The sequence below is a fragment of the Pseudarthrobacter sp. P1 genome, from assembly GCF_050156935.1.
In the GTDB taxonomy this organism is placed as follows: domain Bacteria; phylum Actinomycetota; class Actinomycetes; order Actinomycetales; family Micrococcaceae; genus Specibacter.
In genome coordinates this window covers 4,250,148-4,272,747 of the sequence record NZ_CP189584.1, presented here as the reverse complement: position 1 = coordinate 4,272,747, position 22,600 = coordinate 4,250,148, and the positions used below count along the sequence as shown (strand labels likewise).

The window sequence follows — 22,600 nt, the reverse complement described above, 5'->3', positions numbered from 1 at the left end:
GGCCGGGTTCGGCCGTGCTAACGTTGCGCACTATGCAACCTCTGGATGGCACCGACGCCCGGATCCTGTTGGCCATGCGGGACGATCCCCGGCAAACGGTGATCGCCCTGGCCCAGACGCTGGGGCTTTCCCGCAACACCGTCCAGGCCCGGATGGCGGCGCTGGAGAAGAAGCATGCGTTCCTCTCCTTTGACCACCGGATCAACCCCGTGGCGCTGGGCTATCCGCTCACGGCCTTCATCTCCGTGCACGTGCAGCAGCAAAAGCTGGGGCAGATTGCGCACGACCTCGCCGCCATTCCGGAGGTGTTGGAGGCCCATGGCCTCAGCGGCCGGGCCGATCTCCTGGTCCGGGTGGCCTCCACCGGCGCCGAGGACCTCTTCCGCATCAACGGCAAGATCCTGGCGTGCGACGGCGTCGAGCGCACCGAGACGTCCCTGGCGATGGGCGAACTGGTGCCGTTCCGGATGGGTCCGCTGCTGGAAAAGGGTCCGCAGCCGCGCACCTGAACCCCGGCAACGGTGCCGCTCAGAACCCCTTGGCGGCCAGCCAGTCCAGGGCCTCCCCCGCCACGTCCTGCCATCCGCTGTCGATGGTCAGCGAGTGCCCCCGCCCGTCAAACAGGTGGTGTTCGGTGACGGAGGACGGGTTGTCCGCATAGAGCATGTAGGTCTGCCAGGTGACAAGCTGGGGCACCGTGTGGTCCTTGGTGCCGGCTGTCAGCAGCAGCGGACCCCGCACGGCCTTGTGGGTGTCCACCGCTGCGGGCGAATTCCGCGTGAAGTTGGCGGTGGCGTCCTCAAAAAGCGGCCGCCCGGGCCCCGGGATGGTCCACTTCGCATGGAGGTCGTTGGATTCCTCCTCGCTGAGCGTGTTGCCGAAGCTGTAGTGGAACTGCTTGGCGGTCAGTGACACCGTCTTCTTGCGGTTCGACGGGTTGGCGAGCACCGGGAAGACGGTCCGCAGCTCCGAGAACGGCAGGGCCGTCACCCCCTTGATCGGCGCGGAATCGATCGCAATGGCGGCCGCGGCGAAGCCGTTCGCCAGCAGCTCCTGGGCGATCAGTCCGCCAAAGGAATGCCCAATGACCACCGGCTTCCCCTTCAGCCCGCCAATGATGTCCGCATAGTGGCTGAAGATGGCCTCGATCCCGACATCGTTGAGGGCTTCAGGTGCCGAGCGCGTGGCCTCGACCGTCTCAGCGTCGCCGGGCCAGCCCGGCGCACTGGCGGAGTAGCCCCGGCTGGTGAACAGCTCCACCCATGGATCCCAGGAACTGGCGTGCAGCCAGAGGCCGTGGATGAACAGGACGGGCTGGGGGGCTGGCAGATCATTCTCGGACATGGTTTCTTCCCTTTCAAGATGGGAGGCCGCTGGTTCCAGTGTGCGGCGGCCTTGAGGGCTTGGCCATGGGGCGCCGGAAAATTTCCCCCAACCCATCCAATCCAAACCCCGCACGGCTCCGAATAATGCTCGAGGGTTCCTCCAGGGACTCCTGACATTGAGGACGGGCCACAGGCCCCTGTCCTTTGGCTAAGGAAGGCTTGGTTTCGATGCGTACTTCACCCAACAAACTGCTTGCCACTGTTTTCGGCGCTGTCTACCTTTTGGTGGGCGTGCTTGGCTTCTTCGTCACCAGCGGGATCGGCTTCTTCGCCTCCGAGGGCGCCAACCTGATCGTCTTCGCGGTCAACCCGCTGCACAACATCATCCACCTGCTCATCGGTGCCGCGCTGCTGTCCGCCGGGCTCAAGTCCGTGGCGGCCTCCAAGGCGGTCAACACCACCGTGGGTGGCGTCTACCTGCTGGTGGGCATCGTGGGCCTGTTCCTGATCGGCAGCTCGCTGAACATCATTGCCCTGAACGGTGCCGACAACGTGCTGCACCTGGCCAGCGCCGTGGTCCTGCTGGGCGTGGGCCTCTCGCAGGACAAGGTCCCGGCCGTCAACACGGCGCACCGGATGGCCTGACATGAATGCCGGCACAGGCCATGCCGCACGGCGGGCCGGGGACGGGACACCCGTCCCCGGCCGGCCCGCCGGCACGGCGGGCGTTGCGGCCGCGGCCAGCCCCGCGGCCGCAACGGCCGGCGGCAGAGGAACCGGCAGCGCCGGCGTGAAGGTGCCGGTGCTGCCGGTGACCGTCTGCCTCTACACGGGGCTGGCGGGGTTGGGCACCGCCGCCCTGGCCTCGGCGCTGGCGTCGAGCCTGCTGGTCCGGGCCGGCAGCCTGGCCGGAACGGCCGCCGTGCCGGTCTGGGCCGGTGGGGTGGCCTCCATCGTGTGGGCCATGGCCGTGCTGGCGTTCTCCGTGGCTTCGCTGCGGACGGGCCGGCCGGTATGGCCGCGGACCGCGACCAGTGCTTTCACCGTGGCGGCGGCGGTCCATCTTGCCACGGTGCTGGCCGGCCTCTGGCTGGGGCCCGCCGCGGAACGGACCTTTGACCTCAACGCTGCCTGCGCCGTCGTGCTTGAACTATCGATCGTTGCGGGCATCGGCTGGCTGGGGCGGCACGGGACGGAGCGCGCCGGCACGGAGCCCGCCGGCGGCTCCCCGGACGTGCCCGCGGCGCCGCCGGCGGGACGGCTGCTGGCCGCCCTGTTTGCGGCCTCCGTGCTGGTGGCCGCCGTCACCACCCCCGGCCTGGCCGCCTCGACCGCCGGCCACTCGGCGGTCCCGCACGGCGGCCACCACAGCACCGGGACAACCGGGCCAACCGTCCCTGGCACACTCCCGATCCCGGCCCACCAGCACTGACCAGCCGGCACTGGTCCGCCAGGACAGCGCCAGCACGCAGACAGGACGCAGACAGGCCCCGGCCCCGCCATTGCGGCGGGAACCGGGGCCTGTCGTCGTCGAGCTTGTCTGCGCCGGGCTTGTCTGCGCCGGGCCGTGGTGCGCGGCCTAGTGCGGTGCCGCCTTCTCGGCGCCGATGCCCGTCAGCGAGCGCACCTCCATCTCGGCCGCCTTGGCCGGGCTTTCCAGGCCCTTGTCCAGCACCGTGCCCAGCCAGCCCAGGAAGAAGGCCACCGGGATGGAGACCAGGCCGGGGTTGGCGAGCGGGAACCAGGCGAAGCTGGCGCCGGGGATCATGGCCTTGGGGCCGCCGGAGACCACTGGGGAGAAGGCAATCAGGATGATCGCCACGGCCAGCCCGCCGTACATGCTCCACAGCGCGCCCTGGGTGGTGAAGCGCTTCCAGAACAGCGAGTACAAGATGGTGGGCAGGTTGGCGCTGGCGGCGACGGCGAAGGCCAGGGCCACCAGGAAGGCCACGTTCTGCCCGTTGGCCAGGATGCCGCCGCCGATGGCCACGACGCCGATCACAATCACCGTGCGCCGGGCCACCTTGACCTCGGTCTTGGGGTCCGCCTTGCCCTTGGCGATCACGTTGGCGTAGATGTCATGGGCAAAGGACGCGGCCGCGGTGATGGTCAGTCCGGCCACCACCGCCAAGATCGTGGCGAAGGCGACGGCGGAGATGAAGCCCAGCAGCACGGGTCCGCCGATGACGAAGGCCAGCAGCGGGGCCGCGGCATTGACGCCGCCGGGGGCCGCCAGGATCTCCTTGGCGCCGATCAGTGCGCCGGCGCCGTAGCCGAGCACCAGGGTGAACAGGTAGAAGATGCCAATCAGCCAGATGGCCCAGACCACCGACTTGCGGGCCTCCTTGGCCGTGGGCACGGTGTAGAAGCGCATCAACACGTGCGGCAGGGCCGCCGTGCCCAGCACCAGGGCCAGCGCCAGCGAAATGAAGTCCAGCTTGGACGTGCCGGTGGCGCCATACTGCTTGCCCGGATTCAGCAGGGCCGCCCCGCCGTCGCCGGCCTTGGCCACCGCCGCATCCATCAGGGTGGAGAGGTTGAAGCCGTGCATGGCCAGCACGATGATGGTCATCGCCGCGGCGCCGACAATCAGCAGGCCCGCCTTGATGATCTGCACCCAGGTGGTGCCCTTCATGCCGCCGATCAGCACGTAGACAATCATGAGGCCGCCGACGACGGTGATCACCACTGCCTGGCCGAGCGTGTCCTTGCTGTCCAGGCCAAGGAGCAGCGACACCAGGCCACCGGCTCCGGCCATCTGGGCCAGCAGGTAGAAGAAGCAGACCACCAGCGTGGTGGTGGCCGCGGCAATGCGCACCGGGCGCTGCTTCAGCCGGAACGAGAGCACATCGGCCATGGTGAACTTGCCGGTGTTGCGCAGCAGCTCCGCCACCAGCAGCAGGGCCACCAGCCAGGCCACCAGGAAGCCAATGGAGTACATGAAGCCGTCATAGCCGTTGACGGCGATGGCCCCGGTAATGCCTAGGAAGGACGCCGCCGAGAGGTAGTCGCCGGCGATGGCCGTGCCATTCTGCCCGCCGGAGAAGGAGCGCCCGGCCGCGTAGTAGTCCGCCGCAGTCTTGTTGTTGCGGCTGGCCCGGAAGACCACCACCAGGGTGATGGCGACGAACGCGGCAAAGATCAGGATGTTGATCCAGGACGTGTCCTTCATCTGCGTCGCGAGCCCTGCCATCGGCACCGCGTGCGGAACAGCCATGTATGCGCCCATGCTCAGGCACCTTCCTTGCTCAGGGTGGGGTCCTCGAGCCGGTGCCGGAGGGCGGTGGCCTCGGGGTCCAGCTTCCGGTTGGCGTAGCTGACGTACCAGGTGGTGATGGCGAAGGTGCTGACAAATTGCAGCAGGCCAAGGATCAGGCCGATGTTGATGCTCCCGATGACCTTGGTGGACATGAAATCGTGGGCGTAGTCGGCCAGCAGCACGTACAGGAAGTACCAGAGCAGGAAGCCGAGGGCCAGGGGAAAGACAAAGCTGCGGTGCTTGCGGCGGAGACTCTGGAACTCCTTGGTGGCCTGGACCTCTTCAAAGTCCACCTCCGGTTGGTTATTCCCGTCCGCGGGTTGGGCTGCAGTGCCCATCATTCCTCCTCATTGAGTGGTGTGATGCATCCCACTATTGGCCCGGGGGCGGCCCGGGGGCAGGCCCACCCCGGCCGCCGTCGCTCAACGGCAGGATCGCTGCGCCGAATGGCGCCTGCGGGCAGCCGCTAGTGTTGTGCCCATGCCCGATTCCGCCATAGTGCTCACCGCCGCGGCCGCCGTCGTGCTGGCCTCCCTGGCCCTGGTTGTGGCGCTGGGCCACAAGCTCTCCCGCTCGCACCCGGAACTCGGCACTGACGCCGAGCGGGCCACCTACACCACGCTGCATCTGGCCACCGTGGCCGGCGGACATCTGCGCAACGGGCTGGAGCCGGCCGGCGCGGCCAAGGCGGCCAAGGCACTGCGCAGCATGCTGCACTGCGGCGCCCTGGCCCTGACGGACGAGTCGCGGCTGCTGGCCTGGGATGCGTCGTCGCCGCGGCGCGCGGCCCCCGACGGCGTCCGGGCGGACCGCCGGACGGACCGCGCGGACGCCGTGCTGAGGCTGGCCCGGGCCACCCTGTCGGGCGGGCGCACCCGCGTATCGGTGCTCGACGCCGGAATGCTGGCCGCCCTGGGCGTGGCGGATCCGGAGCTCAAGGCGGTGGTGGCCTCCCCCATCCGGGTCGACGCGCGGGTGGTGGGCGCCGTGCTGGCGTTCACCAAGGCGCCCAGCGCCGGCATGGTCCGGGCCGCCAACGAGGTGGCCGCCTGGGTGGCCGCGCAGATCCAGCTGGCCGAGCTGGGCGCCAGCCGCACGCTGCTCATGGAGGCCGAGGTCCGGGCCTTGCGCGCCCAGATCAGCCCGCATTTCATCTACAACTCGCTGAACGCCATCGCCTCCTTCATCAACACCGATCCGGCCCGGGCCAGGGAGCTGGTGGTGGAATTTGCGGACTTCACCCGCTATTCCTTCCGCCGGCACGGGGACTTCACCACCCTGGCCGAGGAGCTGCGCTGCATCGACAGGTACCTGCTGCTGGAGCGGGCACGCTTTGGCGACCGGCTCCAGGTGAACCTGCAGATTGCCCCCGAGGTGCTCGCCACGGTGATCCCGTTCCTGTCCCTGCAGCCGCTGGTCGAAAATGCCGTCCGGCACGGGCTGGAGGCCAAGGAGGGCGTGGGGCACCTGAAGATCGCGGCCCGGGACCGCGGATCCATGGCCGAGGTGTCCATCGAGGACGACGGCGTGGGGATCGATCCCGACCAGTTGCGCGCCGTGCTGGCCGGGCACCGCGACGGGGACCATGTGGGGCTGCGCAACGTCGATGCCCGGCTGCGCCAGGTCTACGGGGATGATTTCGGCCTGGTAATCGACACCGCGCCCGGCGCCGGCACGCTGATCACCATGCGCGTGCCCAAGTCCCAGCCTGGCCACGATGCGTGAGCCGCGTCACTAGACTAAGGCCATGATCTCTGTCCTCGTGGTAGACGACGAAGTCCCGGCTGTTGAGGAGCTTGCCTTCCTGCTGGGCCAGGACGGACGGATCGGCACCATCCACCGGGCCGCCAGCGGCCGGGCCGCCCTGGCGGTCCTGGAGCAGCACGAGGTGGACGCCATCTTCCTGGACATCCACATGCCGGGCCTGTCCGGGCTGGCACTGGCCCGCGGCATCGCCGCCCGGCCCAGCCCGCCCGCCGTCGTCTTCGTCACGGCGGACGAGGACTGCGCCCTGGAGGCCTTTGAACTGGCGGCCATCGACTATCTGCTCAAGCCCGTCCGCACCCAGCGGCTGGCCGCCACGGTGGGCCGCATCGCCGAACAGGCGGCCTCTCCCGCAGCCGCGGCGCCCGAGCTCATCACCGTGGAAAAGGGCGGCACCAGCCGCATCATCCGCCTCGACGAGGTCCGCTTCGTCCAGGCCCAGGGCGACTACGCCCGGCTGCACACCACGGAGTCCAGCTACCTGGTCCGCATCCCGCTGGCCGAGCTGGAGCAGCGCTGGGCCGGCGCGGGCTTCCTGCGCATCCACCGTTCCTACCTGGCCTGCATGCCCTTTGTGGATGCCCTCCGGCTGGGTGCCGCGCGGCCCACGGTGTCGGTGGCCGGCACCGAGCTGCCCGTCAGCCGGCGGCACCTGCCCGCCCTGCGCGAGCGCATCGCCGCCACCAAGGTCAGGCCGCAGCTGTGAGCCCCCGCGGCCAGGACGCCGTGCGGCCACTGGACCCGCCCGTCGGGCTGCCCGGCACCGCCGGGAAGCTCGATGCGGAGGCGGCCCCGGCGGGATGCCCTCCGGCGCAGCCCGTGCGGGTGCGGGTGGTGGCACCGCGCCGGCAGGCCAACTCCTCCGCCGCCGGCACCTCCGTGCTGCAGGAGGTGGCCGAACAGTCCCCGGTGGGCGAGGTGTTTGTGCGTTCCCTGATCCGGTCCCAGCTGCGGCTGGCGGCCGTGGTGGCGGTCGGCTTTGGCCTGGTGCTGCTGGCCTGCTGGCTGCTGGTGCAGCTGGCGCCGGCCCTGGTGGAGCTGCGCGTGGTGGGCATCCCCCTGCCGTGGCTGGTGCTGGGGGCCGGGATCTACCCGGTGATCGGCCTGTGCGCCTGGCTGTATGTGCGCGCGGCGTCGCGGAACGAGGCCAGGTACCGCGATCTGGTGGGCGATAAATGAACGCCGGTGCCGGGTTCGCCGCGCTGGCGGCCGTGGCCGTGGCTACGGCGCTGATCGGCTTCTACGGCCTGCGGATCTCCCGCACCACCAGCGATTTCTACGTGGCCTCCCGGACCGTGAAGCCGTGGCTGAATGCCTCCGCCATTGGCGGTGAATACCTCTCCGCCGCCAGCTTCTTGGGCATCGCCGGGCTGATCATGGTTACCGGCCTGGACGCGCTCTGGTTCCCCATCGGCTACACCGCCGGCTACCTGATGCTGCTGTTGTTTGTCGCCGCCCCGCTGCGCCGCTGCGGGGCGTACACCATCCCCGATTTCGCCCAGGCCCGGCTGGACTCCAAACCCGCCCGCTCGGTCACCAGCGTGCTGGTGGTGGTGGTCGGCTGGTTCTACATCGTGCCTCAGCTGCACGGCGCCTCCCTGACCATCAGGACCACCACGGGGCTGCCCGCCTGGGTGGGCGCTGCCGCCGTCGTCGTGATTGTGGTGGCCACGGTGGCCACCGGCGGGATGCGCTCCATCACCTTCGTCCAGGCGTTCCAGTACTGGCTCAAGCTCACCGCGCTGGCCGTGCCCGCCGTCTTTCTCCTGCTCCAGCTGGCCGGGCCGGGGGCACCGGTGCCCGCCGCGGAGGCCACCGCTCTGGTGTGGGGCAACACGGGCGCTTCGCCCTACCGGACCCTGTCGCTGTTGGCCGCGCTGCTGTTCGGCACGCTCGGGCTGCCGCATGTGCTGGTGCGCTTCTACACCAACCCCGACGGTGCGGCGGCCCGGCGAACGACGCAGATGGTGCTGGGCCTGCTCGGGCTGTTCTACCTCTTCCCCACCATCTTCGGACTGCTGGGCCGGTTGTTCCTGCCGGAGCTGGTGGCCCAGGGCGCGGCCGATGCCACGGTGCTGCTGCTGCCGGGGCGGCTCATGGGCGGGGCCGGCGGCCAGCTGCTCTCCGCCCTGGTGATTGCCGGCGCGTTTGCCGCGTTCCTGTCCACCACGTCGGGGCTGGTGGTCTCCCTTGCCGGGGTCATCAGCCAGGACCTGCTCGGTGGTGGCGTGCGCGGCTTCCGGCTGGCCGCCGCCGTCTCCGCCGTGGTGCCGCTCGCCGTGGCGCTGGGCACGGATTCGCTGGCGCTGGCCGGCAGCGTGGGGCTGGTGTTCGCCTTCACGGCATCCACGGTGTGCCCGCTGTTGTTGCTGGGGATCTGGTGGCGCGGGCTGACCGACGCCGGGGCCATCGCCGGCATGTTGGCCGGCGCCGTGATGTGCGGCGGCGCCATTGTGCTCGGCGGCCGGATGCATGCGGCGGATCCGGGCTACGAGCTGCTGGCCCAGCCGGCGGCGTGGACGGTGCCGGCCGCCTTTGCCGTGATGGTGCTGGTCTCCCTGGCCACGCCGGGGCGCCGGAACGCCGGGGTCGCCCGGTTCATGACCCGGCTGCATGTGCCCGAGCGCCCGCTGGCCGTGGACAAGCCCCGCTGACCTCCGCGAACCGTCATTTGTGGGCAGTCCGGCGGCCCAACACTGCCCACAACTGCCGGTTCGGCGGGTGTAGATGGCTGCGAGCCGTGGGAGCGGGTGGGGATCAGTCGATGGCTGCCATGAGTTCGATGACGCGGTCGAGGAAGGCATCCACCTGGGCCTCGTCGTAGCCGGCGTCGCCCTTGGCCGGGGGAAAGACCGCCCGGCGGATCACGTCCACGCTCAGCGGCATGTCTTCCTCAAAGTACTTCAGCAGATCGACGCACAACGCATCGACGCCGTCGGTGGAGTAGCTGGCCGCTTTGCCCTTGGCACGGCGGAAGCGTTCGCCGTCGGGCCGGTGCAGGCGCCCGCGGAGCACGGAGGCAATTTTGCCGATCTCCAGCAGCCAGGCGTCCTCGCCCTTGGCCGCAATGAGTTCGTCGCGCTCACGCTGGACAAAGACGTCCTCGAGCCGGTCCAGGGCCGCATCCACGGCATGGGCCTCGTAGCCGCCCTTGGCCGGGTCGAAGGACACCGCGCGGACCTCGTACGAGGTCAGGGCCTTCTGCGAGGTGTCTGCGGACGTGTAGAAGTCCCGGGCACGGCTGAGGAACTGGTCCACCTGCTTGACGTTGTAGCCGTAGTCCTTGCTGCCTACGCGCGCAAACGGGGCCTCGGTGCGATCGGTCTCTTCCACGGTTACAGTCATTCCTTGCTGGTTTTCCTCTACTGTCATGCGGCGGGGCACGGTAGCCGTCCGCCAATGCTGCATTCATCCTACGTTGAGTGCCTCCGATTCCGGGAAGCTAGAACCGCCCCAGAGCGGTGAAAATCGCGAACGCCACGGGAGCGGCGAACAGCAGGGAATCAAGCCTGTCCATCACGCCGCCATGGCCGGGCAGGATATTGCTCATGTCCTTCACGCCAAGCTCGCGTTTGACCATGGATTCGGCGAAGTCGCCGCTGGTGCCGGCGAGCACCAGGCCCACGGCCAGGGCCAGACCCACCCACCAATGCTCCTGGAGCACAAACACGGTGGCCAGGATGGACACGACCACGGCCCCGCCCATGGATCCGGCAAAACCTTCCCAGGATTTCTTCGGGCTGATCTTCGGCGCCATCGGGTGCTTGCCGAACAGGACCCCCACCAGATAGCCAAAGGTATCGTTGGCCACCACCAGCAGGAGCATGATCACCACCTGCAGGACCCCGGGGTTGATATGAGCCAGGTCCAGCGTGGGCCCCAGCGTGGGAGCGGCGCCGTCGCGGATCATCAGGAACACAAAGCTGAGCATGAACGGGATCCAGGCCAGCGCAAAGACACCGGCAAAGATGCTCTTGATCGCCCCGGGCGCCGGGTCCACGCTGCGCCACAGCATGGTGGCCGCGGCGCTGGCGGTGAAGGCGAACAGCAGCCCCTCCGCACCGGAAAAATATGCCGCGGACGGCATGGCGATGGTTCCGATCATCACCGGCACCATCGGCGCGGCGATGCCGCGCTGGCCCATGGCCCGCGTCACCTCCCACACACCCAGCCCGGCAAAGGCCGTGGCAAAGACCAGGAAGGCCAGCGGGTAGAACAGCAGGCCGCCAAGCACGACCACAAACAGCGCGACGCCGACGCCGAGGGCGGCCGGAAGGTTCCGGCCCGCCTTGGGCGTGTGCTTGCTGGTGTCCTCCACAGCTCCCGGCAATGCAGGGACGGACAGTGCCGAAACAGGCAGTGCTGGAACGGACAGTGCGGGAACGGGCCGGGGTGCCGCAGGAACAGCAGCCCCTGCCGGGGTCCCGGCCGGCCCGCCGGAAGATCGCCTCGGCGAAGCGTTGGCCGCGCCCCCGGCGGCGGTGTCCACCGGTTCGGTGTCGGGCATGGCCCCCAGGGCCGCACCCGCAGGCCTTGCCGCGGCAACAGCCGCCGTCGCCGGATCCTGCGCAACCACCGGGACCGGCATCGGGACGATCGACAGGGTGCCCGTCTTGAGCCCCTGCGAGCGTTCGGCGTCCCTCAGGGCTCGCCGTGTGGCATATATGGGCGCCGGACCACCGGTTCCGGATGGAACGGTACCGGTCGTTGGTGCCCCATCCTCACCTGTGCCAGCCGCCGAAGGCTGGGCATTGCTCATTAGACCTCGAGCAGCTCGGCTTCCTTGCGCTTGAGGAGCTCGTCGATGTTCTCGGTGTGGGACTTGGTCATGGCGTCCAGTTCCTTTTCGGCCCGGGCGCCTTCGTCCTCGCCGGCGTCGCCGGCCTTGACGATGCGGTCCAGCTCATCCTTGGCCTTGCGGCGGATGTTGCGCACGGAGATCTTGGCGTCCTCGCCCTTGCCGCGGACGATCTTGACGTAGTCCTTGCGGCGCTGCTCGGTCAGCTCCGGCATGATCACGCGGATCACTGTGCCGTCGTTGGAGGGGTTGGCGCCCACCTCGGAGTTCGAGAGCGCGCGTTCGATGTCCCCGAGCGCGGTGCGGTCGAACGGGGTGATGAGCAGGGTGCGGGCCTCCGGCACGGCAAAGGATGCCAGCTGCTGCAGCGGCGTGGGGGCACCGTAGTACTCCACCATCACCTTGGCGAACAGGGACGGGTTGGCGCGGCCGGTGCGGACAGCGGCGAAGTCCTCTTTGGCTACCTCAATGGCCTTGTCCATCTTTTCCTCGGCCTCGAGCAAAGTATCTTCGATCACGTGTCTCTCCCTCGCAAATGCGTCAATCGTTGGTTGGTCGGCGGCGCCGTGCGCTGCGCAGCTCCACAGTTCATCCTATCGTGGCCGCGCAGCGCCGCAGCACCGCAAAAACTGGTCCCTACGGGGTGACCAGGGTGCCCAGCTTCTCGCCCAGGATGGCGCCGGCGACGTTGCCCTCGCCCTCCATCCCGAACACGAGCATGGTGACGTTGTTGTCCTTGCATAGGCTGAACGCCGTCTGGTCCATGACGCGGATATCGCGCGCCATGGCCTCGTCGTAGGTCAGGGCATCCAGCTTGACGGCCGACGGATCCTTCTTCGGGTCGGCCGTGTAGACACCGTCGACGCCGTTCTTGGCCATCAGGACGACGTCGGCGTGGACTTCCAGCGCACGCTGGGCGGCCACGGTGTCGGTGGAGAAGTAGGGCAGGCCGGCGCCGGCACCGAAGATGACCACGCGGCCCTTCTCGAGGTGGCGGATGGCGCGGCGCGGAATGTAGGCCTCGGCCACCTGGCCCATGGTGATGGCGGACTGCACGCGGGTCTCCACGCCTGCCTGCTCCAGGAAGTCCTGCAGCGCCAGGCAGTTCATCACGGTGCCCAGCATGCCCATGTAGTCAGCGCGCGAGCGGTCCATGCCGGAGGCGGAGAGCTCGGCGCCGCGGAAGAAGTTGCCGCCGCCCACCACGATGGCCACCTCCACGGTGTCCACGGTGCGGGCGATCTGTTCGGCGATGTTGCGGACGGTGACCGGATCGACGCCCAGTTTGCCGCCGCCAAAGACCTCGCCGGAAAGCTTCAGGAGCACACGACGGCGGTGCCCTCCCGCCGACGGGTGGGCAGCGGTCTCGGCGGAGTGAAGGGTTTCAGGTGTGGTGGTGGTCATGTCGCCTTCCATTGGCACAGCGGCCATTAATTCCATTATCTGCTGCCCCCGAAGGGGCCAGCCACAAAGATCTTAGCTTTGTTGGCATGAAAAAGGGGCGGCCACCGTAGGTGGCCACCCCATCTCGTTATATTTTCTAGGCTAGTGCTTAGGCTCCAACGCGGAAGCGGGCGAAGGCGGTGGCCTTCACGCCGGCTTCTTCGAGGACCTGGGCAACGCTCTTCTTGGCGTCCTTGGCGAATGCCTGGTCAACCAGGACACCCTCCTTGAAGAAGCCGGTCAGGCGGCCTTCAACGATCTTGGTCAGCGCGGCTTCGGGCTTGCCCTCGGCGCGTGCGGTCTCGTCGGCAATGCGGCGCTCGCTCTCGACCAGTTCGGCCGGAACTTCCTCACGGGTGAGGTAGGTCGGTGCGTAGGCGGCGATGTGCACGGCGATGTCGTGGGCGGCCTCGGCGGCAGCGTTCCCCTCACCGTCAACAGCGAACAGCACGCCAACCTGGGCCGGGAGGTCCTTGGAGGTCTTGTGCAGGTAAGCGTCAACCGAGGCACCCTCAACGCGGGCCACGCGGCGGACGGCAACCTTCTCGCCCAGCAGTGCGCCGGCCTCGATGACCAGCTCGGAGAGCGGCTTGCCGTCGACGTCGGCTGCCAGCAGCGTCTCGACGTCGGAGGCGCCGGAAGCCAGGGCGGCGGCCAGAACCTTGTTGGAGAAGTCGATGAACGGGGCAGCCTTGGCCACGAAGTCGGTCTCGCAGTTGACCTCAACCATGACGCCAACTCCATCGTTGACCGAAGCGGCAACGAGGCCCTCGGCGGTGGAGCGGCCTTCACGCTTGGTGGCGCCCTTGAGGCCCTTGATGCGAATGAGCTCCATCGCCTTGTCGGCGTCGCCATTTGCCTCGTCGAGAGCCTTCTTGACGTCCATCATGCCAGCGCCAGTGCGCTCGCGCAGAGCCTTGATATCAGCAGCGGTGTAGTTCGCCATGTGAACCCCTCAGTGTAGATTTTGTCAGTTTTACCACTGGTCACTCGCCACTGGCAGGACCGCTCTGCCCCGATGGGCGGCGCTCCTGCCAGTGGTGAGTCATCTCAGTGTCTGCGTATCCGGTGAACGGAACGCTAAGAGAAAGTTTTTTACTTCTCGGTTTCGGTCTCGACGGCCGGAGCCTCGGTTGCAACCTCGGCAGCGGCCTCGACCGGAGCCTCAACAGCAGCCTCGACAACGGTCTCGACGGGAGCCTCAACAGCAGTCTCGACGGCGGAGTCGGTCACCAGGAGCTCGCGCTCCCACTCGGCCAGCGGCTCGGCCGGAGCCTCTTCGTTGCCCGTGGCCTTGTTGTTGCGGGCGATCAGGCCCTCAGCAATGGCGTCGGCAACGACGCGGGTCAGCAGGTGGACGGAGCGGATGGCGTCGTCGTTGCCCGGGATCGGGAAGTCGACCTCGTCGGGATCGCAGTTGGTGTCCAGGATGGCCACAACGGGGATGTTGAGCTTCTTGGCCTCGTCAATGGCGAGGTGCTCCTTCTTGGTGTCAACAACCCACAGCACGGACGGTGCCTTGGTCAGGTTGCGGATACCGCCCAGGTTGGTCTGCAGCTTGGTGAGCTCGCGCTTGAGCAGCAGCAGTTCCTTCTTGGTGTGGCCGGAGGAGGCAACGTCCTCGAAGTTGATCTCTTCGAGTTCCTTCATGCGCTGGATACGCTTGGCAACGGTCTGGAAGTTGGTGAGCATACCGCCCAACCAGCGCTGGTTCACGTAGGGCTGGCCCACGCGGGTGGCCTGGTCGGCAATGGCTTCCTGAGCCTGCTTCTTGGTACCGACGAACAGCACGGTGCCGCCGTGGGCAACGGTGGCCTTGACGAACTCGTAGGCGCGGTCGATGTAGGACAGCGACTGCTGCAGGTCGATGATGTAGATGCCGTTGCGCTCGGTGAAGATGAAGCGCTTCATCTTCGGGTTCCAACGACGGGTCTGGTGTCCAAAGTGGACGCCGCTGTCAAGCAGCTGGCGCATGGTTACGACGGGCATGCCGGCGCTCCTTCATGTTTACGGTTGTTAGCCTTCTTGTCCCGGCGGAAGGTTCCACCGGGCTGTGCTCCTGGCACCCATTGCTCTGCTCAACCGAATGAACGGACCGAAGAGGGGCAATCCTTCTGCGTCCAACCTTGGGTGAAGGCCGTTCGTCGGAAACGAATCGGCCAAAACAAGGAGGAGCATCCGGGGGGGGTGCGCGTAGTCAGCTTGCTCAGCAAACTGCTCCACCAATGTTACTACACCGGCCCGGCCGCGGCGGACACGGAGGGGAAGGCCGCCGGGCCCCACGCGGCACTGGCCGCCACACTGCCGTTGGGCCCGGGCGCCGGGCTGCCGCGGGTCCCGACAACGCGCCTGCTGCAGCGCCCGCACGTGACCCGCCGCGGTGCCCTCGCCAGTCCCGCCGGGGCCCTGCACAGGCGCCCCCACCCCACAGGCCCTCCACTTTCGGTGGCGCAGTCCCGCAGCAGTCCGCCCCTGGGTCCAGGCTGGCTGGATGGACAGGCCCCGACGCACCCATCGACGCATTCCCCCGCTGCTGGCGGCACTGTGCTGCCTCCTGCTGCTGGCGGCCACACAACTGGGTCCGCAGCCGCCGGACGCGGCAGCGGCCAGGGCCCCGTCGTGGACCTGGCCGCTGGCGCCGCGCCCAGCCGTCGTCCACCCCTTCGCCCCGCCGGCCAAACCCTGGCTGTCCGGGCACCGGGGCGTTGACCTGGCCGCACCCCAGGGCAGCACCGTACTTGCGCCGGCCGACGGCATCGTGGTGTTCAGCGGCTGGGTGGTTGACCGGGGCGTGCTGACCCTCCGCCATGCCAACGGGCTGCTGGGCAGCTTCGAGCCCGTGGACAGCCCACTGGAGCCCGGCACGGAGGTGGCGGCCGGGGCACAGCTGGGCACCCTGGCCGGCCGAACGCACTGCGGGCCGGGCCCGCCCGGGCCGGGCAGCTGCCTGCACTGGGGCGTCCGGCGCGGGGAGGAGTACATCAATCCCCTGCAGTTCGTGCTGGATCTGCGGCCCTCGATACTGCTCCCCCTCACCCGCTGACGCCGCCCAACTAGGTGACAGCTATCGCACAAAAATCGCCTCGGAACGTGAGATAACTGTCACCCAGTTGGGCGGCGGGCGGAGGAAGGATCAGAGGATCGCGGAGACCCCGGTGATCGCCCGGCCGGTGACGAGGGTGTTGATCTCGTAGGTGCCCTCGTAGGAGTAGATGGCCTCGGCATCGGCAAAGATCTTGGCCATCTCGTAGTCGGTGACAATGCCGTTGCCGCCCAGGATGCCGCGGCCCAGCGCCACTGACTCGCGCATGCGGGCCGTGGTGAAGGCCTTGGCCAGGGCGGACTGCTCGTCCTTGGCGGCGCCGGCATCCTCGAGCTGGGCCAGGCGCACCATCATGCCGGTGCAGGCGACCACATTGCCCAGGATCTTCACCAGCTGGTCCTGCACCAGCTGGAAGGAGGCCAGCGGGCGGCCAAACTGGTGGCGCTCGACGGCGTAGCGCCGGGCGACGTCGAACGCGGCCAGCTGCTGGCCCACGGCCTGCCAGGCCACGCCCAGCCGGCTGACCTTGAGCACCTTGTTGGTGTCGCGGAAGGAGTTGCCGCCGGCCAGCTTGAAGGCGTCGGGAACGACGACGTTGTCCAGCGTGATGTCCGCGTTCTGCACCGTGCGCAGCGCAATCTTGTTCTCGATCTTGGTGGCACTGTAGCCCTCGGCGGTGGTGTCCACCAGAAAGGCCTTGACCTGGTTGTCCTCCACATCGCGGGCGAAGACCACCACCCAGTCGGCAAATGTGGCGTTGCCGATCCAGCGCTTGGCCCCGTTGAGGATCCAGTTGCCGCCGTCGCGCTTGGCCGTGGTGCGGGTGCCACCGGCCACGTCGGAGCCGCCCAGCGGCTCGGTCAGCGCGAACGCGCCGATCTTCTTCATGGCGTAGATGTCGGGGAGCCAGGCGGCCTGCTGCTCCGCGGAGGCCAGCAGTTCGATGGCGGCGGTAAACAGGCCGTCGTGGACGCCCAGGAACGTGGCGATGGAGGAATCGGCGCGGGTGAACTCGGCCTGCATCAGGCCGGCGAACAGGCTGGAGTGGCCCTGCCGGCGGATGGGGCTCATGACATCCAGCGCGGCGAGCTTGGGGATCAGCTCCATCGGGAATTCGGCGCGGTTCCAGGCGTCCACCGCGATCGGCTTGACCTCTTTGGCCAGGAAGTCGCGGATTTCCTGCAGGCGCTCCCGCTCCGTCTCGGTGAGCAGCTGCTCAAACCCGTAGAAATCACCGTCGGCGTAGGGCAGGTTGTTGGGGTCGATGGCGGCCTTGGCCATGGGAAGCTCCTTCGCTCGATATGTTACTCATGAGTAACTTACCCGAGAGTAACAAAGCTGGCAACGGCCGGGACGCAGCAGGACCCCGGAACCAATGCGGTTCCGGGGTCCTGCTGCATTGCTGGACTGCCAAGGTAGGGCTACTCGGACTTGAACCGAGGACCTTAGAATTATGAGTTCCGCGCTCTAACCAGCTGAGCTATAGCCCCATGTCCGGGCGCGGACCGGATGCAAACACTTCACCGGGGAACCGCGCCCAGACCATCCTAAACGGTTTGGCTACAGAGCGTGGTCCTCGTAGCTGCCGCCGCGGTAGATGTCTTCGAAGGTGTCCAGCGTCTTCTGGATCCCGTGCCGGGCCACCATGGCGTGGCTGGCCGCACCCATCGCCGCCCGGTCCTCGGGCGAGAGGCGCAGGATCTTGGTGATCTTAGCCGCCAGGTCGTCGCTGTCCATCGGGGTGAAGAGGTGGCCGTTGACGCCCTCGTCCACCAGGTGCGGCAGGGCCATGGCGTTGGCCAGCACCACGGGGGTGGAGGCGCTCATGGCCTCCAGGCTGACCAGGGACTGCAGTTCGGCAGTGCCGGGCATGGCGAACACATCGGCCTGGATGTAGGCCTTGCGCAGCTCCTCGTCGCTGACCAGGCCGAAGAATTTCACTCGGCCGGACAGGCCCAGGCGCTCGGTCTGCTCCTTGAGCGCGTTCTTGACCTCGCCGCCGCCCACGATCTCCAGGTGCACGTTCAGGTCCGCCGGGACCTTGGCGATGGCGTCGATCAAGACATCGATGTGCTTTTCCTCGGCCAACCGGCCGGCAAAGAGCACTGTGGGGTTGGCATGGCGCTCGATGTCCTCGCCCGGGGCCAGCTCGTAGTTGCCGGCGTCGATCCCGTTGGAGAGCGGGAGCACCTTGGGCAGGAAGGCGTGCTGGTGCATGGCCTTGGCCGCCAGCGGCGTGGGCGTGGTGACGACGTCGGCGCGGCCCATGACCTTGCCCATGTCCCGCCAGGAGACCTTGCCGATGATGTTCTTGAACCACTGAGGGAAGGGCAGGAACGGGTTCAGGTTCTCCGGCATGAAGTGGTTGGTGGCCACGATGCGGATGCCGCGGCGCTGGGCCTCGTAGACCACGTGCTCGCCGATCATGTAGTGGCTCTGCACATGCACCACGTCGGGGTTGATCTCGTCGAAGATGGCCGCGATGTCCTTCTTGATCTCCCACGGCAGGGAGACACGGAAGTACTCGTGCGTGGGCACGGAGCGCGAGCGCAGCCGGTGCACAGTGGCCTCGTCGCGCTGCTCGGTGTACTTCGCCCCGCTGTCGGGGCGGCAGGCGGCCACGTGCACGTGGTGCCCGCGGGCCGTCATGCCCTTGGCGAGGCGGTAGCAGAACTGCGCCGCACCGTTGATGTGGGGCGGGTAGGTGTCCGCGGCAATGAGGATGGTCAGCGGCTTGGTCTTGGCCCGGGTGGACGACGACGGCGTCCCGGCGGTTGCGGTGCCGGCGGCGGCCTGAACCGCCTCTGCCGAGTCGGGACTCTGGGTGGATGTCACTGAAAATACTCCTGGTGGCTTCTCACGCAGCCGGCGGTGGCCGGAGCGTTCGCGCAGGCAACCGTTGGGGTTCCCTCCGCCGTCGTGCAGCTGAATGCTGTGGCATGGCGCCGCGCCGCTGTGCGGACACTAGCTCCGGTCGGTTTTCTTCAAATCCTTGGCGGATTCGTTCTTCCTTTTGACCACGTCCGGGTGGTGCCGCGAGAGCGCAACGACTCCCACGATAGCAAGCAAAGCGGCCCCGGCCATGGCAATGGCCACCACCGCGGGGACATCGGGACGCAGCTCACCGAGGATGGTGATGCCGATCCCGATGCCGATGATGGGGTCGACCACCGTCAGTCCGGCGATCACCAGATCGGGTGGACCGCTGGCGTAGGCGCTCTGCACAAACCAGCTGCCCAACCCCCCGGCGGCGGCGATGGCGATGATGGAATACCACTGGATGTTCAGCAGGTAGAGCCCGTTGGGGTCGAAGAACTGCTTGGAGATGATGCGGGTCAGCACGGCCACGAAGCCGAACAGGACGCCGGCGCCGAGGATGTAGAAGAAGGCCCTGATGTGGAGGCGCCAGAGCACCAGCACCGTGCCGAAAACCAGGATGACGCCGGCGAGCAGCATCACCACGGTCAGCTCCTCCTCCACCGTGACATGGGTGTTTTCGCTGACCACATTGACCGCCAGCAGCACGAAGAGGGCGCTGCCGGTGACGCAGCAGGTGATGGCCACAACGGTGGCGCGGTTGAGCCGGATGCCCTGGTCCTTGGAATTGACGATGGTGGTGATCACCAGGGCTATCGCACCGATCGGCTGGACCACCGTGAGGGTGCCCAGCGTCAGTGCCACCACGTTCAGGCCCATGCCTGCCATCAGCAGCACCAGCCCCAGGACCCAGCGCGGGTTGCGCAGCAGCCGAAGGAATCCGTTGCTGCCCAGGGCCAGGCCGCCGGTGTTGGCTTGGACGGCACTGCCCTGCCGCTGGGCCCCGAAGGCCAGGAAGAAGGCGCCGGCCACGGCACAGGCCACGGCAATCCACATCACGCGGGGTTCCCCCGATCGGCCGGCCGCTGGCCGGCGGTCTTTGCCGCTTGCTCGGCGCGGTGCTTGCGCACGATGGCCCAGAAGTAGTTGTAGGCCGCCACCAGGTGGCCGACGACGCCGATGGCCAGGAAGACCCAGGCGATGGACCAAAGCACATTGGGTGTCCCGTCCAGCACCTCGGCCAGCAGCAGCAGCGGGGTGCCCACCAACAGGGCGGCGGTGCGGATCTTGCCCACCCGGCTCACGGGCAGGTCGGGGTGCCAGTGGAAGAAGGCCAGCGAGGCCGCCAGCAAGACGGCGTCGGGTACCACCAGCACGGCCAGCAGCCACCAGGGCGCGACACCGGCCAGCACCAGCGTCACGGCCACCGTCACCAGGGCCACGCGGTCCGCCAGCGGGTCGAGCACCCGGCCGAGCTCGGTGGCCTGGTTGAAGCGCCGGGCCACATAGCCGTCGATCCAGTCGGTGCCGCCCATCAGGGCCAGGACCAGCACGCCCCAGCCGTATTCATGCCGTGCCAGGACCAGCCAGACGAACAGGGGCACGCCCAGGAAGCGCACCACGGTAATCAGGTTGGGGATGGTGAGGATCCTGCCGCCGCCGGTGGGCACCTGGCCCGGGCGCGTTCCCGCTCCGAAAAGCCTCATTCCTCCCCCTTTCCGCATCTGTCCCTGTGTGCCTGCCCCTGCCGCCGGTGGCGGTCGGCCCCCTGTGGTCGGGCTATTTCTTCAACAACTTTCGCAGCAGGAGGACCAGGGCGGTGCCGGACACGGCCAGGATGCCCAGCGGCAGCCAGCGGTTCCTGGCCTCGGTGACCACCACATCGACCAGCGGTGCGGCGGAGTGGGCGGCCGAACTGACGCGGGACGTGGCTTCCGCGCGGAGGGCGGAGGCCAGGGCGGCGGTTTGGGTCTTGACGTTGGCCTTGGCCATGATGTCTTCGCGCAGCGCCAGCAGGTGGGCGCGGCGGGTGGTGGTGCGGGCCAGCAGTTCGGCCACGTTGGGGGTGGGGCCGTTTTCGGCGGCCTTGGACTCGTGCTCGGCCTTGGCCCGGTCGGCCGCGGCCCGCTTTTCGGCCTTGCGGGCGGCACGTTCTTCCTTGGTCGGCTCCGGTGCCACGAGCGTGGCCGGGTCGAAGCCGCGGCCCTCCTTGGCAATGCCCAGGTCATGCCGGATTCCGCGCCAGGCGTCCTCGGGAATAAGCGGCATCGTCTTCTTCAGCTTCCGGACGCCGATGAGCCCGCAGACCGCCGCCACCACGAGGAAGAGCGCCGACACCAGCAGGGCCGAGAGCCACAGCGGCATCACGGTGGCCAGGCCGGCGATGGCGGCCACCACCAGCGCCGTCACCAGCAGGCACGCAAACACCAGGGCCCCGCCGAGGAACCCGGAGGCCACGCCCACCTTGACACCCTTGCGCTTGAACTCGGCCTTGGCCAACTCCAGTTCGTCGTTGAGCTGCCGCGGCACCAGCCGGCCGGCGGTCTTCAGCGCGGCAACCAGGGAATCCTCTCCGGCCCATGATGTGCCGCCTCTGGCCTCTGGCCCGCCGCGCCCTGCACCGCTCATCGATACCGCCTCCATCGCTAGGATCCTGCGTGCGGTGGACCTGCGGCCTCCGCGTGGCTGCCGGGCGGACCCGGCACACTGCTGGTCTCAAAATTACCATTGACCCCACGGGTGTGGACCGTCCACGGGGCCGCCCGCGCAACAGTGGCGCGAATCACATTGCGGCACGGCTTTTGGCCGAGGTCATGCCTTACGCCGCGGCGCCGGCTCCCCCTACGATGGAGGGACGGGGGCAACCATTCCGCGCCGCCGTCCCTCATTCTTTCGACAGGACCGCCCGTTGACCTCCCACGCCACCCCCGGTGACGCCCTCAGCCGCAAGCAAAAACTGGTCTACGTCTTCATTCTGGGGCTGTTGACCGCACTCGGTCCGTTCACGGTTGACCTGTACCTGCCCGCCTTCCCGGTGATCTCCCATGAGATGAACGTCAGTGCCACGGCAGTGCAGCTGACCCTCACCGCCACCACCATCGGCTTCGCCCTCGGCCAGCTGCTGATGGGGCCGATGAGCGACAAGGTCGGGCGCCGCATTCCCCTCATTGTGGCAACGGCGGTCCACGTCGGCGCGTCCCTGGGCGCGGCAATGTCCACGGACATCACCATGCTGGGCGTGTTCCGCGTCCTGCAGGGCATCGGCGCCGCGGGTGGCGGCGTGGTGGCGATGGCCATGATCCGGGACCTCTTTGCCGGCTACCAGCTGGTGCGCATGTTCTCCCGGATGTCCCTGGTCAACGGTATGGCCCCGATCCTGGCACCCATCATCGGATCCCAGCTGCTGGGCATCATGGATTGGCCCGGCATCTTCTACTTCCTGGCCATCTACGGCTTCGTCGTGGTATTGGCGGCGGCCTTCTTCATCATCGAGACCCTCCCCCGCGAGAGCCGCCAGGCCTCCGACGTCAAGCAGATCCACCGCTACAAGGCGGTGTTCAGCGACAGGATATTTGTCGGCACCTTGCTGATCGGCGGCCTGAACTTCGCGGCCCTGTTCACCTACCTCTCGGCGTCCACCTTCCTGTTCCAGACCACCTATGGCTTCACTCCGCAGCAGTACGGCCTGCTCTTTGGCATCAACTCCCTGGGTGTGGTGGCCGGCGTCCAGGTTGCGGCCCGGTTGATGCGCCACATGGGCCCGCAGTGGGTGATGGCGATGGCCACCGTGGTGCAGCTGCTGGCGGCCGTGGCCATGATTGTGCTGGACCAGTTCCACGCCGGGCTGTGGGGCGTGGCCATTCCGCTGTGGTTCTTCATCATGGCCACCGGCTTCATGTTCCCCTCCATCCAGGTCCAGGCCCTGGCCCGGCACGGTGCGCAGGCCGGCACCGCCGCCTCGCTGCTGGGCGCCGTCACGTTCGGCTTTGCCGGTCTGATCACCCCCGTCGTCGGCCTGTTCGGCGTCGGCAGCGCCACCCCGATGGCCGCCGTCATGGCGGGCTGCGTGGGGCTGGGTATGCTGTGCCTATGGCTGATCGTCCGGCCCAGAACTGTGCCCGCCCTCTAGGGATCGCCCGGCCCCCGCGCCG

The 22,600-nt window shown here is 68.1% G+C and carries 23 protein-coding genes and 1 tRNA gene; 9 read left to right on the top strand and 15 right to left on the bottom strand.

The genetic code is table 11. The annotated features are described in order from the left end of the window. Positions 1 to 32: 32 nt before the first annotated feature. A complete protein-coding gene (locus tag ACQCSX_RS19910) occupies positions 33 to 509 on the top strand; it encodes an Lrp/AsnC family transcriptional regulator (protein WP_427016934.1) in 477 nt (158 codons plus the stop codon). Positions 510 to 528: 19 nt separating this feature from the next. Here ACQCSX_RS19910 and ACQCSX_RS19905 read toward each other — a convergent pair whose 3' ends face one another. Next, a complete protein-coding gene (locus ACQCSX_RS19905) occupies positions 529 to 1,344 on the bottom strand; it encodes an alpha/beta hydrolase (RefSeq protein WP_427016933.1) in 816 nt (271 codons plus the stop codon). 209 nt (positions 1,345 to 1,553) lie between these two features. Between ACQCSX_RS19905 and ACQCSX_RS19900 the strand changes: the two genes are divergently transcribed. Together ACQCSX_RS19900 and ACQCSX_RS19895 are read left to right on the top strand one after the other, a co-directional pair. Continuing rightward, positions 1,554 to 1,970: a DUF4383 domain-containing protein gene (locus ACQCSX_RS19900; RefSeq protein ID WP_427016932.1), complete on the top strand. Its 417-nt coding sequence runs from the start codon at positions 1,554 to 1,556 to the stop codon at positions 1,968 to 1,970. Position 1,971: 1 nt separating this feature from the next. Then, a complete protein-coding gene (locus ACQCSX_RS19895) occupies positions 1,972 to 2,757 on the top strand; it encodes a hypothetical protein (RefSeq protein WP_427016931.1) in 786 nt (261 codons plus the stop codon). Between the two features lie 147 nt (positions 2,758 to 2,904). On the opposite strand, the gene ACQCSX_RS19890 is transcribed toward ACQCSX_RS19895, so the two are convergent. Together ACQCSX_RS19890 and ACQCSX_RS19885 are read right to left on the bottom strand one after the other, a co-directional pair. Beyond that, the gene (locus ACQCSX_RS19890) at positions 2,905 to 4,518 is read right to left on the bottom strand and encodes a solute symporter family protein (RefSeq protein WP_427019113.1); all 1,614 of its coding nucleotides are present in this window, start codon (positions 4,516 to 4,518) and stop codon (positions 2,905 to 2,907) included. Between the two features lie 38 nt (positions 4,519 to 4,556). Next, positions 4,557 to 4,922 (bottom strand): DUF485 domain-containing protein, encoded by a 366-nt coding sequence (locus ACQCSX_RS19885; RefSeq protein ID WP_427019112.1) that lies wholly within the window; start codon positions 4,920 to 4,922, stop codon positions 4,557 to 4,559. Between the two features lie 142 nt (positions 4,923 to 5,064). Between ACQCSX_RS19885 and ACQCSX_RS19880 the strand changes: the two genes are divergently transcribed. Genes ACQCSX_RS19880 through ACQCSX_RS19865 form a run of 4 tightly spaced genes read left to right on the top strand, consistent with a single transcriptional unit; the run spans position 5,065 to position 9,002 of the window. Further along, positions 5,065 to 6,309, top strand: coding sequence for a sensor histidine kinase (locus ACQCSX_RS19880; protein ID WP_427016930.1), 1,245 nt, complete (start codon positions 5,065 to 5,067; stop codon positions 6,307 to 6,309). Positions 6,310 to 6,331: 22 nt separating this feature from the next. Beyond that, positions 6,332 to 7,054, top strand: coding sequence for a LytR/AlgR family response regulator transcription factor (locus ACQCSX_RS19875; RefSeq protein WP_427016929.1), 723 nt, complete (start codon positions 6,332 to 6,334; stop codon positions 7,052 to 7,054). Then, positions 7,051 to 7,527 (top strand): hypothetical protein, encoded by a 477-nt coding sequence (locus tag ACQCSX_RS19870; RefSeq protein ID WP_427016928.1) that lies wholly within the window; start codon positions 7,051 to 7,053, stop codon positions 7,525 to 7,527. The genes ACQCSX_RS19875 and ACQCSX_RS19870 overlap by 4 nt, the downstream gene beginning before the upstream one ends. Next, positions 7,524 to 9,002, top strand: coding sequence for a cation acetate symporter (locus tag ACQCSX_RS19865; protein WP_427016927.1), 1,479 nt, complete (start codon positions 7,524 to 7,526; stop codon positions 9,000 to 9,002). Before ACQCSX_RS19870 ends, ACQCSX_RS19865 begins: the two co-directional genes overlap by 4 nt. A 103-nt stretch (positions 9,003 to 9,105) precedes the next feature. Here the strand turns inward: ACQCSX_RS19865 and ACQCSX_RS19860 are convergent, their stop codons facing one another. The 6 genes from ACQCSX_RS19860 to rpsB form a co-directional block, all read right to left on the bottom strand. Beyond that, positions 9,106 to 9,693, bottom strand: coding sequence for a DivIVA domain-containing protein (locus ACQCSX_RS19860; protein WP_427016926.1), 588 nt, complete (start codon positions 9,691 to 9,693; stop codon positions 9,106 to 9,108). Positions 9,694 to 9,790: 97 nt separating this feature from the next. Continuing rightward, a complete protein-coding gene (locus ACQCSX_RS19855; protein WP_427016925.1) occupies positions 9,791 to 10,666 on the bottom strand; it encodes a phosphatidate cytidylyltransferase in 876 nt (291 codons plus the stop codon). A 440-nt stretch (positions 10,667 to 11,106) separates the two neighbouring features. Then, positions 11,107 to 11,664, bottom strand: a complete 558-nt coding sequence (gene frr / locus ACQCSX_RS19850) for a ribosome recycling factor (RefSeq protein ID WP_427016924.1) — start codon at positions 11,662 to 11,664, stop codon at positions 11,107 to 11,109. A 118-nt stretch (positions 11,665 to 11,782) separates the two neighbouring features. Continuing rightward, positions 11,783 to 12,550 carry a UMP kinase gene (gene pyrH, locus ACQCSX_RS19845; protein ID WP_427016923.1) on the bottom strand — a complete coding sequence of 256 codons (768 nt, stop codon included), beginning with the start codon at positions 12,548 to 12,550 and terminating at the stop codon, positions 11,783 to 11,785. Between the two features lie 148 nt (positions 12,551 to 12,698). Beyond that, positions 12,699 to 13,535: a translation elongation factor Ts gene (gene tsf, locus ACQCSX_RS19840; RefSeq protein ID WP_427016922.1), complete on the bottom strand. Its 837-nt coding sequence runs from the start codon at positions 13,533 to 13,535 to the stop codon at positions 12,699 to 12,701. A gap of 149 nt (positions 13,536 to 13,684) precedes the next feature. Continuing rightward, entirely contained in the window at positions 13,685 to 14,578 is an 894-nt protein-coding gene (gene rpsB / locus ACQCSX_RS19835; RefSeq protein ID WP_427016921.1) for a 30S ribosomal protein S2, read from the bottom strand. 502 nt (positions 14,579 to 15,080) lie between these two features. Between rpsB and ACQCSX_RS19830 the strand changes: the two genes are divergently transcribed. Further along, positions 15,081 to 15,632 carry a M23 family metallopeptidase gene (locus ACQCSX_RS19830; RefSeq protein WP_427016920.1) on the top strand — a complete coding sequence of 184 codons (552 nt, stop codon included), beginning with the start codon at positions 15,081 to 15,083 and terminating at the stop codon, positions 15,630 to 15,632. 90 nt (positions 15,633 to 15,722) lie between these two features. Here the strand turns inward: ACQCSX_RS19830 and ACQCSX_RS19825 are convergent, their stop codons facing one another. The 6 genes from ACQCSX_RS19825 to ACQCSX_RS19800 all read right to left on the bottom strand — a co-directional run bounded on the left by ACQCSX_RS19825 (position 15,723) and on the right by ACQCSX_RS19800 (position 21,077). Then, positions 15,723 to 16,913 carry an acyl-CoA dehydrogenase family protein gene (locus tag ACQCSX_RS19825; protein WP_427016919.1) on the bottom strand — a complete coding sequence of 397 codons (1,191 nt, stop codon included), beginning with the start codon at positions 16,911 to 16,913 and terminating at the stop codon, positions 15,723 to 15,725. A gap of 135 nt (positions 16,914 to 17,048) precedes the next feature. Continuing rightward, positions 17,049 to 17,122 (bottom strand) — tRNA-Ile (locus ACQCSX_RS19820). 70 nt (positions 17,123 to 17,192) lie between these two features. Then, positions 17,193 to 18,362 carry a glycosyltransferase gene (locus tag ACQCSX_RS19815; protein ID WP_427019111.1) on the bottom strand — a complete coding sequence of 390 codons (1,170 nt, stop codon included), beginning with the start codon at positions 18,360 to 18,362 and terminating at the stop codon, positions 17,193 to 17,195. Positions 18,363 to 18,596: 234 nt separating this feature from the next. Continuing rightward, positions 18,597 to 19,508, bottom strand: a complete 912-nt coding sequence (locus ACQCSX_RS19810; protein WP_427016918.1) for a DMT family transporter — start codon at positions 19,506 to 19,508, stop codon at positions 18,597 to 18,599. Further along, a complete protein-coding gene (locus ACQCSX_RS19805; protein WP_427016917.1) occupies positions 19,505 to 20,155 on the bottom strand; it encodes a CDP-alcohol phosphatidyltransferase family protein in 651 nt (216 codons plus the stop codon). The genes ACQCSX_RS19810 and ACQCSX_RS19805 overlap by 4 nt, the downstream gene beginning before the upstream one ends. A 73-nt stretch (positions 20,156 to 20,228) precedes the next feature. Further along, a complete protein-coding gene (locus ACQCSX_RS19800) occupies positions 20,229 to 21,077 on the bottom strand; it encodes a phage holin family protein (protein WP_427016916.1) in 849 nt (282 codons plus the stop codon). A 280-nt stretch (positions 21,078 to 21,357) separates the two neighbouring features. Here ACQCSX_RS19800 and ACQCSX_RS19795 point away from each other — a divergent pair, with 280 nt between their 5' ends. Then, positions 21,358 to 22,578 carry a multidrug effflux MFS transporter gene (locus ACQCSX_RS19795; RefSeq protein ID WP_427016915.1) on the top strand — a complete coding sequence of 407 codons (1,221 nt, stop codon included), beginning with the start codon at positions 21,358 to 21,360 and terminating at the stop codon, positions 22,576 to 22,578. Positions 22,579 to 22,600: the final 22 nt, after the last annotated feature.

Excerpts from the sequence above, each read along its gene's own strand:
- ACQCSX_RS19910 (WP_427016934.1), top strand. The coding sequence starts at position 33 with ATGCAACCTCTGGATGGCACCGACGCCCGGATCCTGTTGGCCATGCGG.
- ACQCSX_RS19905 (WP_427016933.1), bottom strand. The coding sequence starts at position 1,344 with ATGTCCGAGAATGATCTGCCAGCCCCCCAGCCCGTCCTGTTCATCCAC.
- ACQCSX_RS19900 (WP_427016932.1), top strand. The coding sequence starts at position 1,554 with ATGCGTACTTCACCCAACAAACTGCTTGCCACTGTTTTCGGCGCTGTC.
- ACQCSX_RS19895 (WP_427016931.1), top strand. The coding sequence starts at position 1,972 with ATGAATGCCGGCACAGGCCATGCCGCACGGCGGGCCGGGGACGGGACA.
- ACQCSX_RS19890 (WP_427019113.1), bottom strand. The coding sequence starts at position 4,518 with ATGGCAGGGCTCGCGACGCAGATGAAGGACACGTCCTGGATCAACATC.
- ACQCSX_RS19885 (WP_427019112.1), bottom strand. The coding sequence starts at position 4,922 with ATGGGCACTGCAGCCCAACCCGCGGACGGGAATAACCAACCGGAGGTG.
- ACQCSX_RS19880 (WP_427016930.1), top strand. The coding sequence starts at position 5,065 with ATGCCCGATTCCGCCATAGTGCTCACCGCCGCGGCCGCCGTCGTGCTG.
- ACQCSX_RS19875 (WP_427016929.1), top strand. The coding sequence starts at position 6,332 with ATGATCTCTGTCCTCGTGGTAGACGACGAAGTCCCGGCTGTTGAGGAG.
- ACQCSX_RS19865 (WP_427016927.1), top strand. The coding sequence starts at position 7,524 with ATGAACGCCGGTGCCGGGTTCGCCGCGCTGGCGGCCGTGGCCGTGGCT.
- ACQCSX_RS19860 (WP_427016926.1), bottom strand. The coding sequence starts at position 9,693 with ATGACTGTAACCGTGGAAGAGACCGATCGCACCGAGGCCCCGTTTGCG.
- pyrH (WP_427016923.1), bottom strand. The coding sequence starts at position 12,550 with ATGACCACCACCACACCTGAAACCCTTCACTCCGCCGAGACCGCTGCC.
- tsf (WP_427016922.1), bottom strand. The coding sequence starts at position 13,535 with ATGGCGAACTACACCGCTGCTGATATCAAGGCTCTGCGCGAGCGCACT.
- rpsB (WP_427016921.1), bottom strand. The coding sequence starts at position 14,578 with ATGCCCGTCGTAACCATGCGCCAGCTGCTTGACAGCGGCGTCCACTTT.
- ACQCSX_RS19830 (WP_427016920.1), top strand. The coding sequence starts at position 15,081 with ATGGACAGGCCCCGACGCACCCATCGACGCATTCCCCCGCTGCTGGCG.
- ACQCSX_RS19825 (WP_427016919.1), bottom strand. The coding sequence starts at position 16,913 with ATGGCCAAGGCCGCCATCGACCCCAACAACCTGCCCTACGCCGACGGT.
- ACQCSX_RS19805 (WP_427016917.1), bottom strand. The coding sequence starts at position 20,155 with ATGAGGCTTTTCGGAGCGGGAACGCGCCCGGGCCAGGTGCCCACCGGC.
- ACQCSX_RS19800 (WP_427016916.1), bottom strand. The coding sequence starts at position 21,077 with ATGAGCGGTGCAGGGCGCGGCGGGCCAGAGGCCAGAGGCGGCACATCA.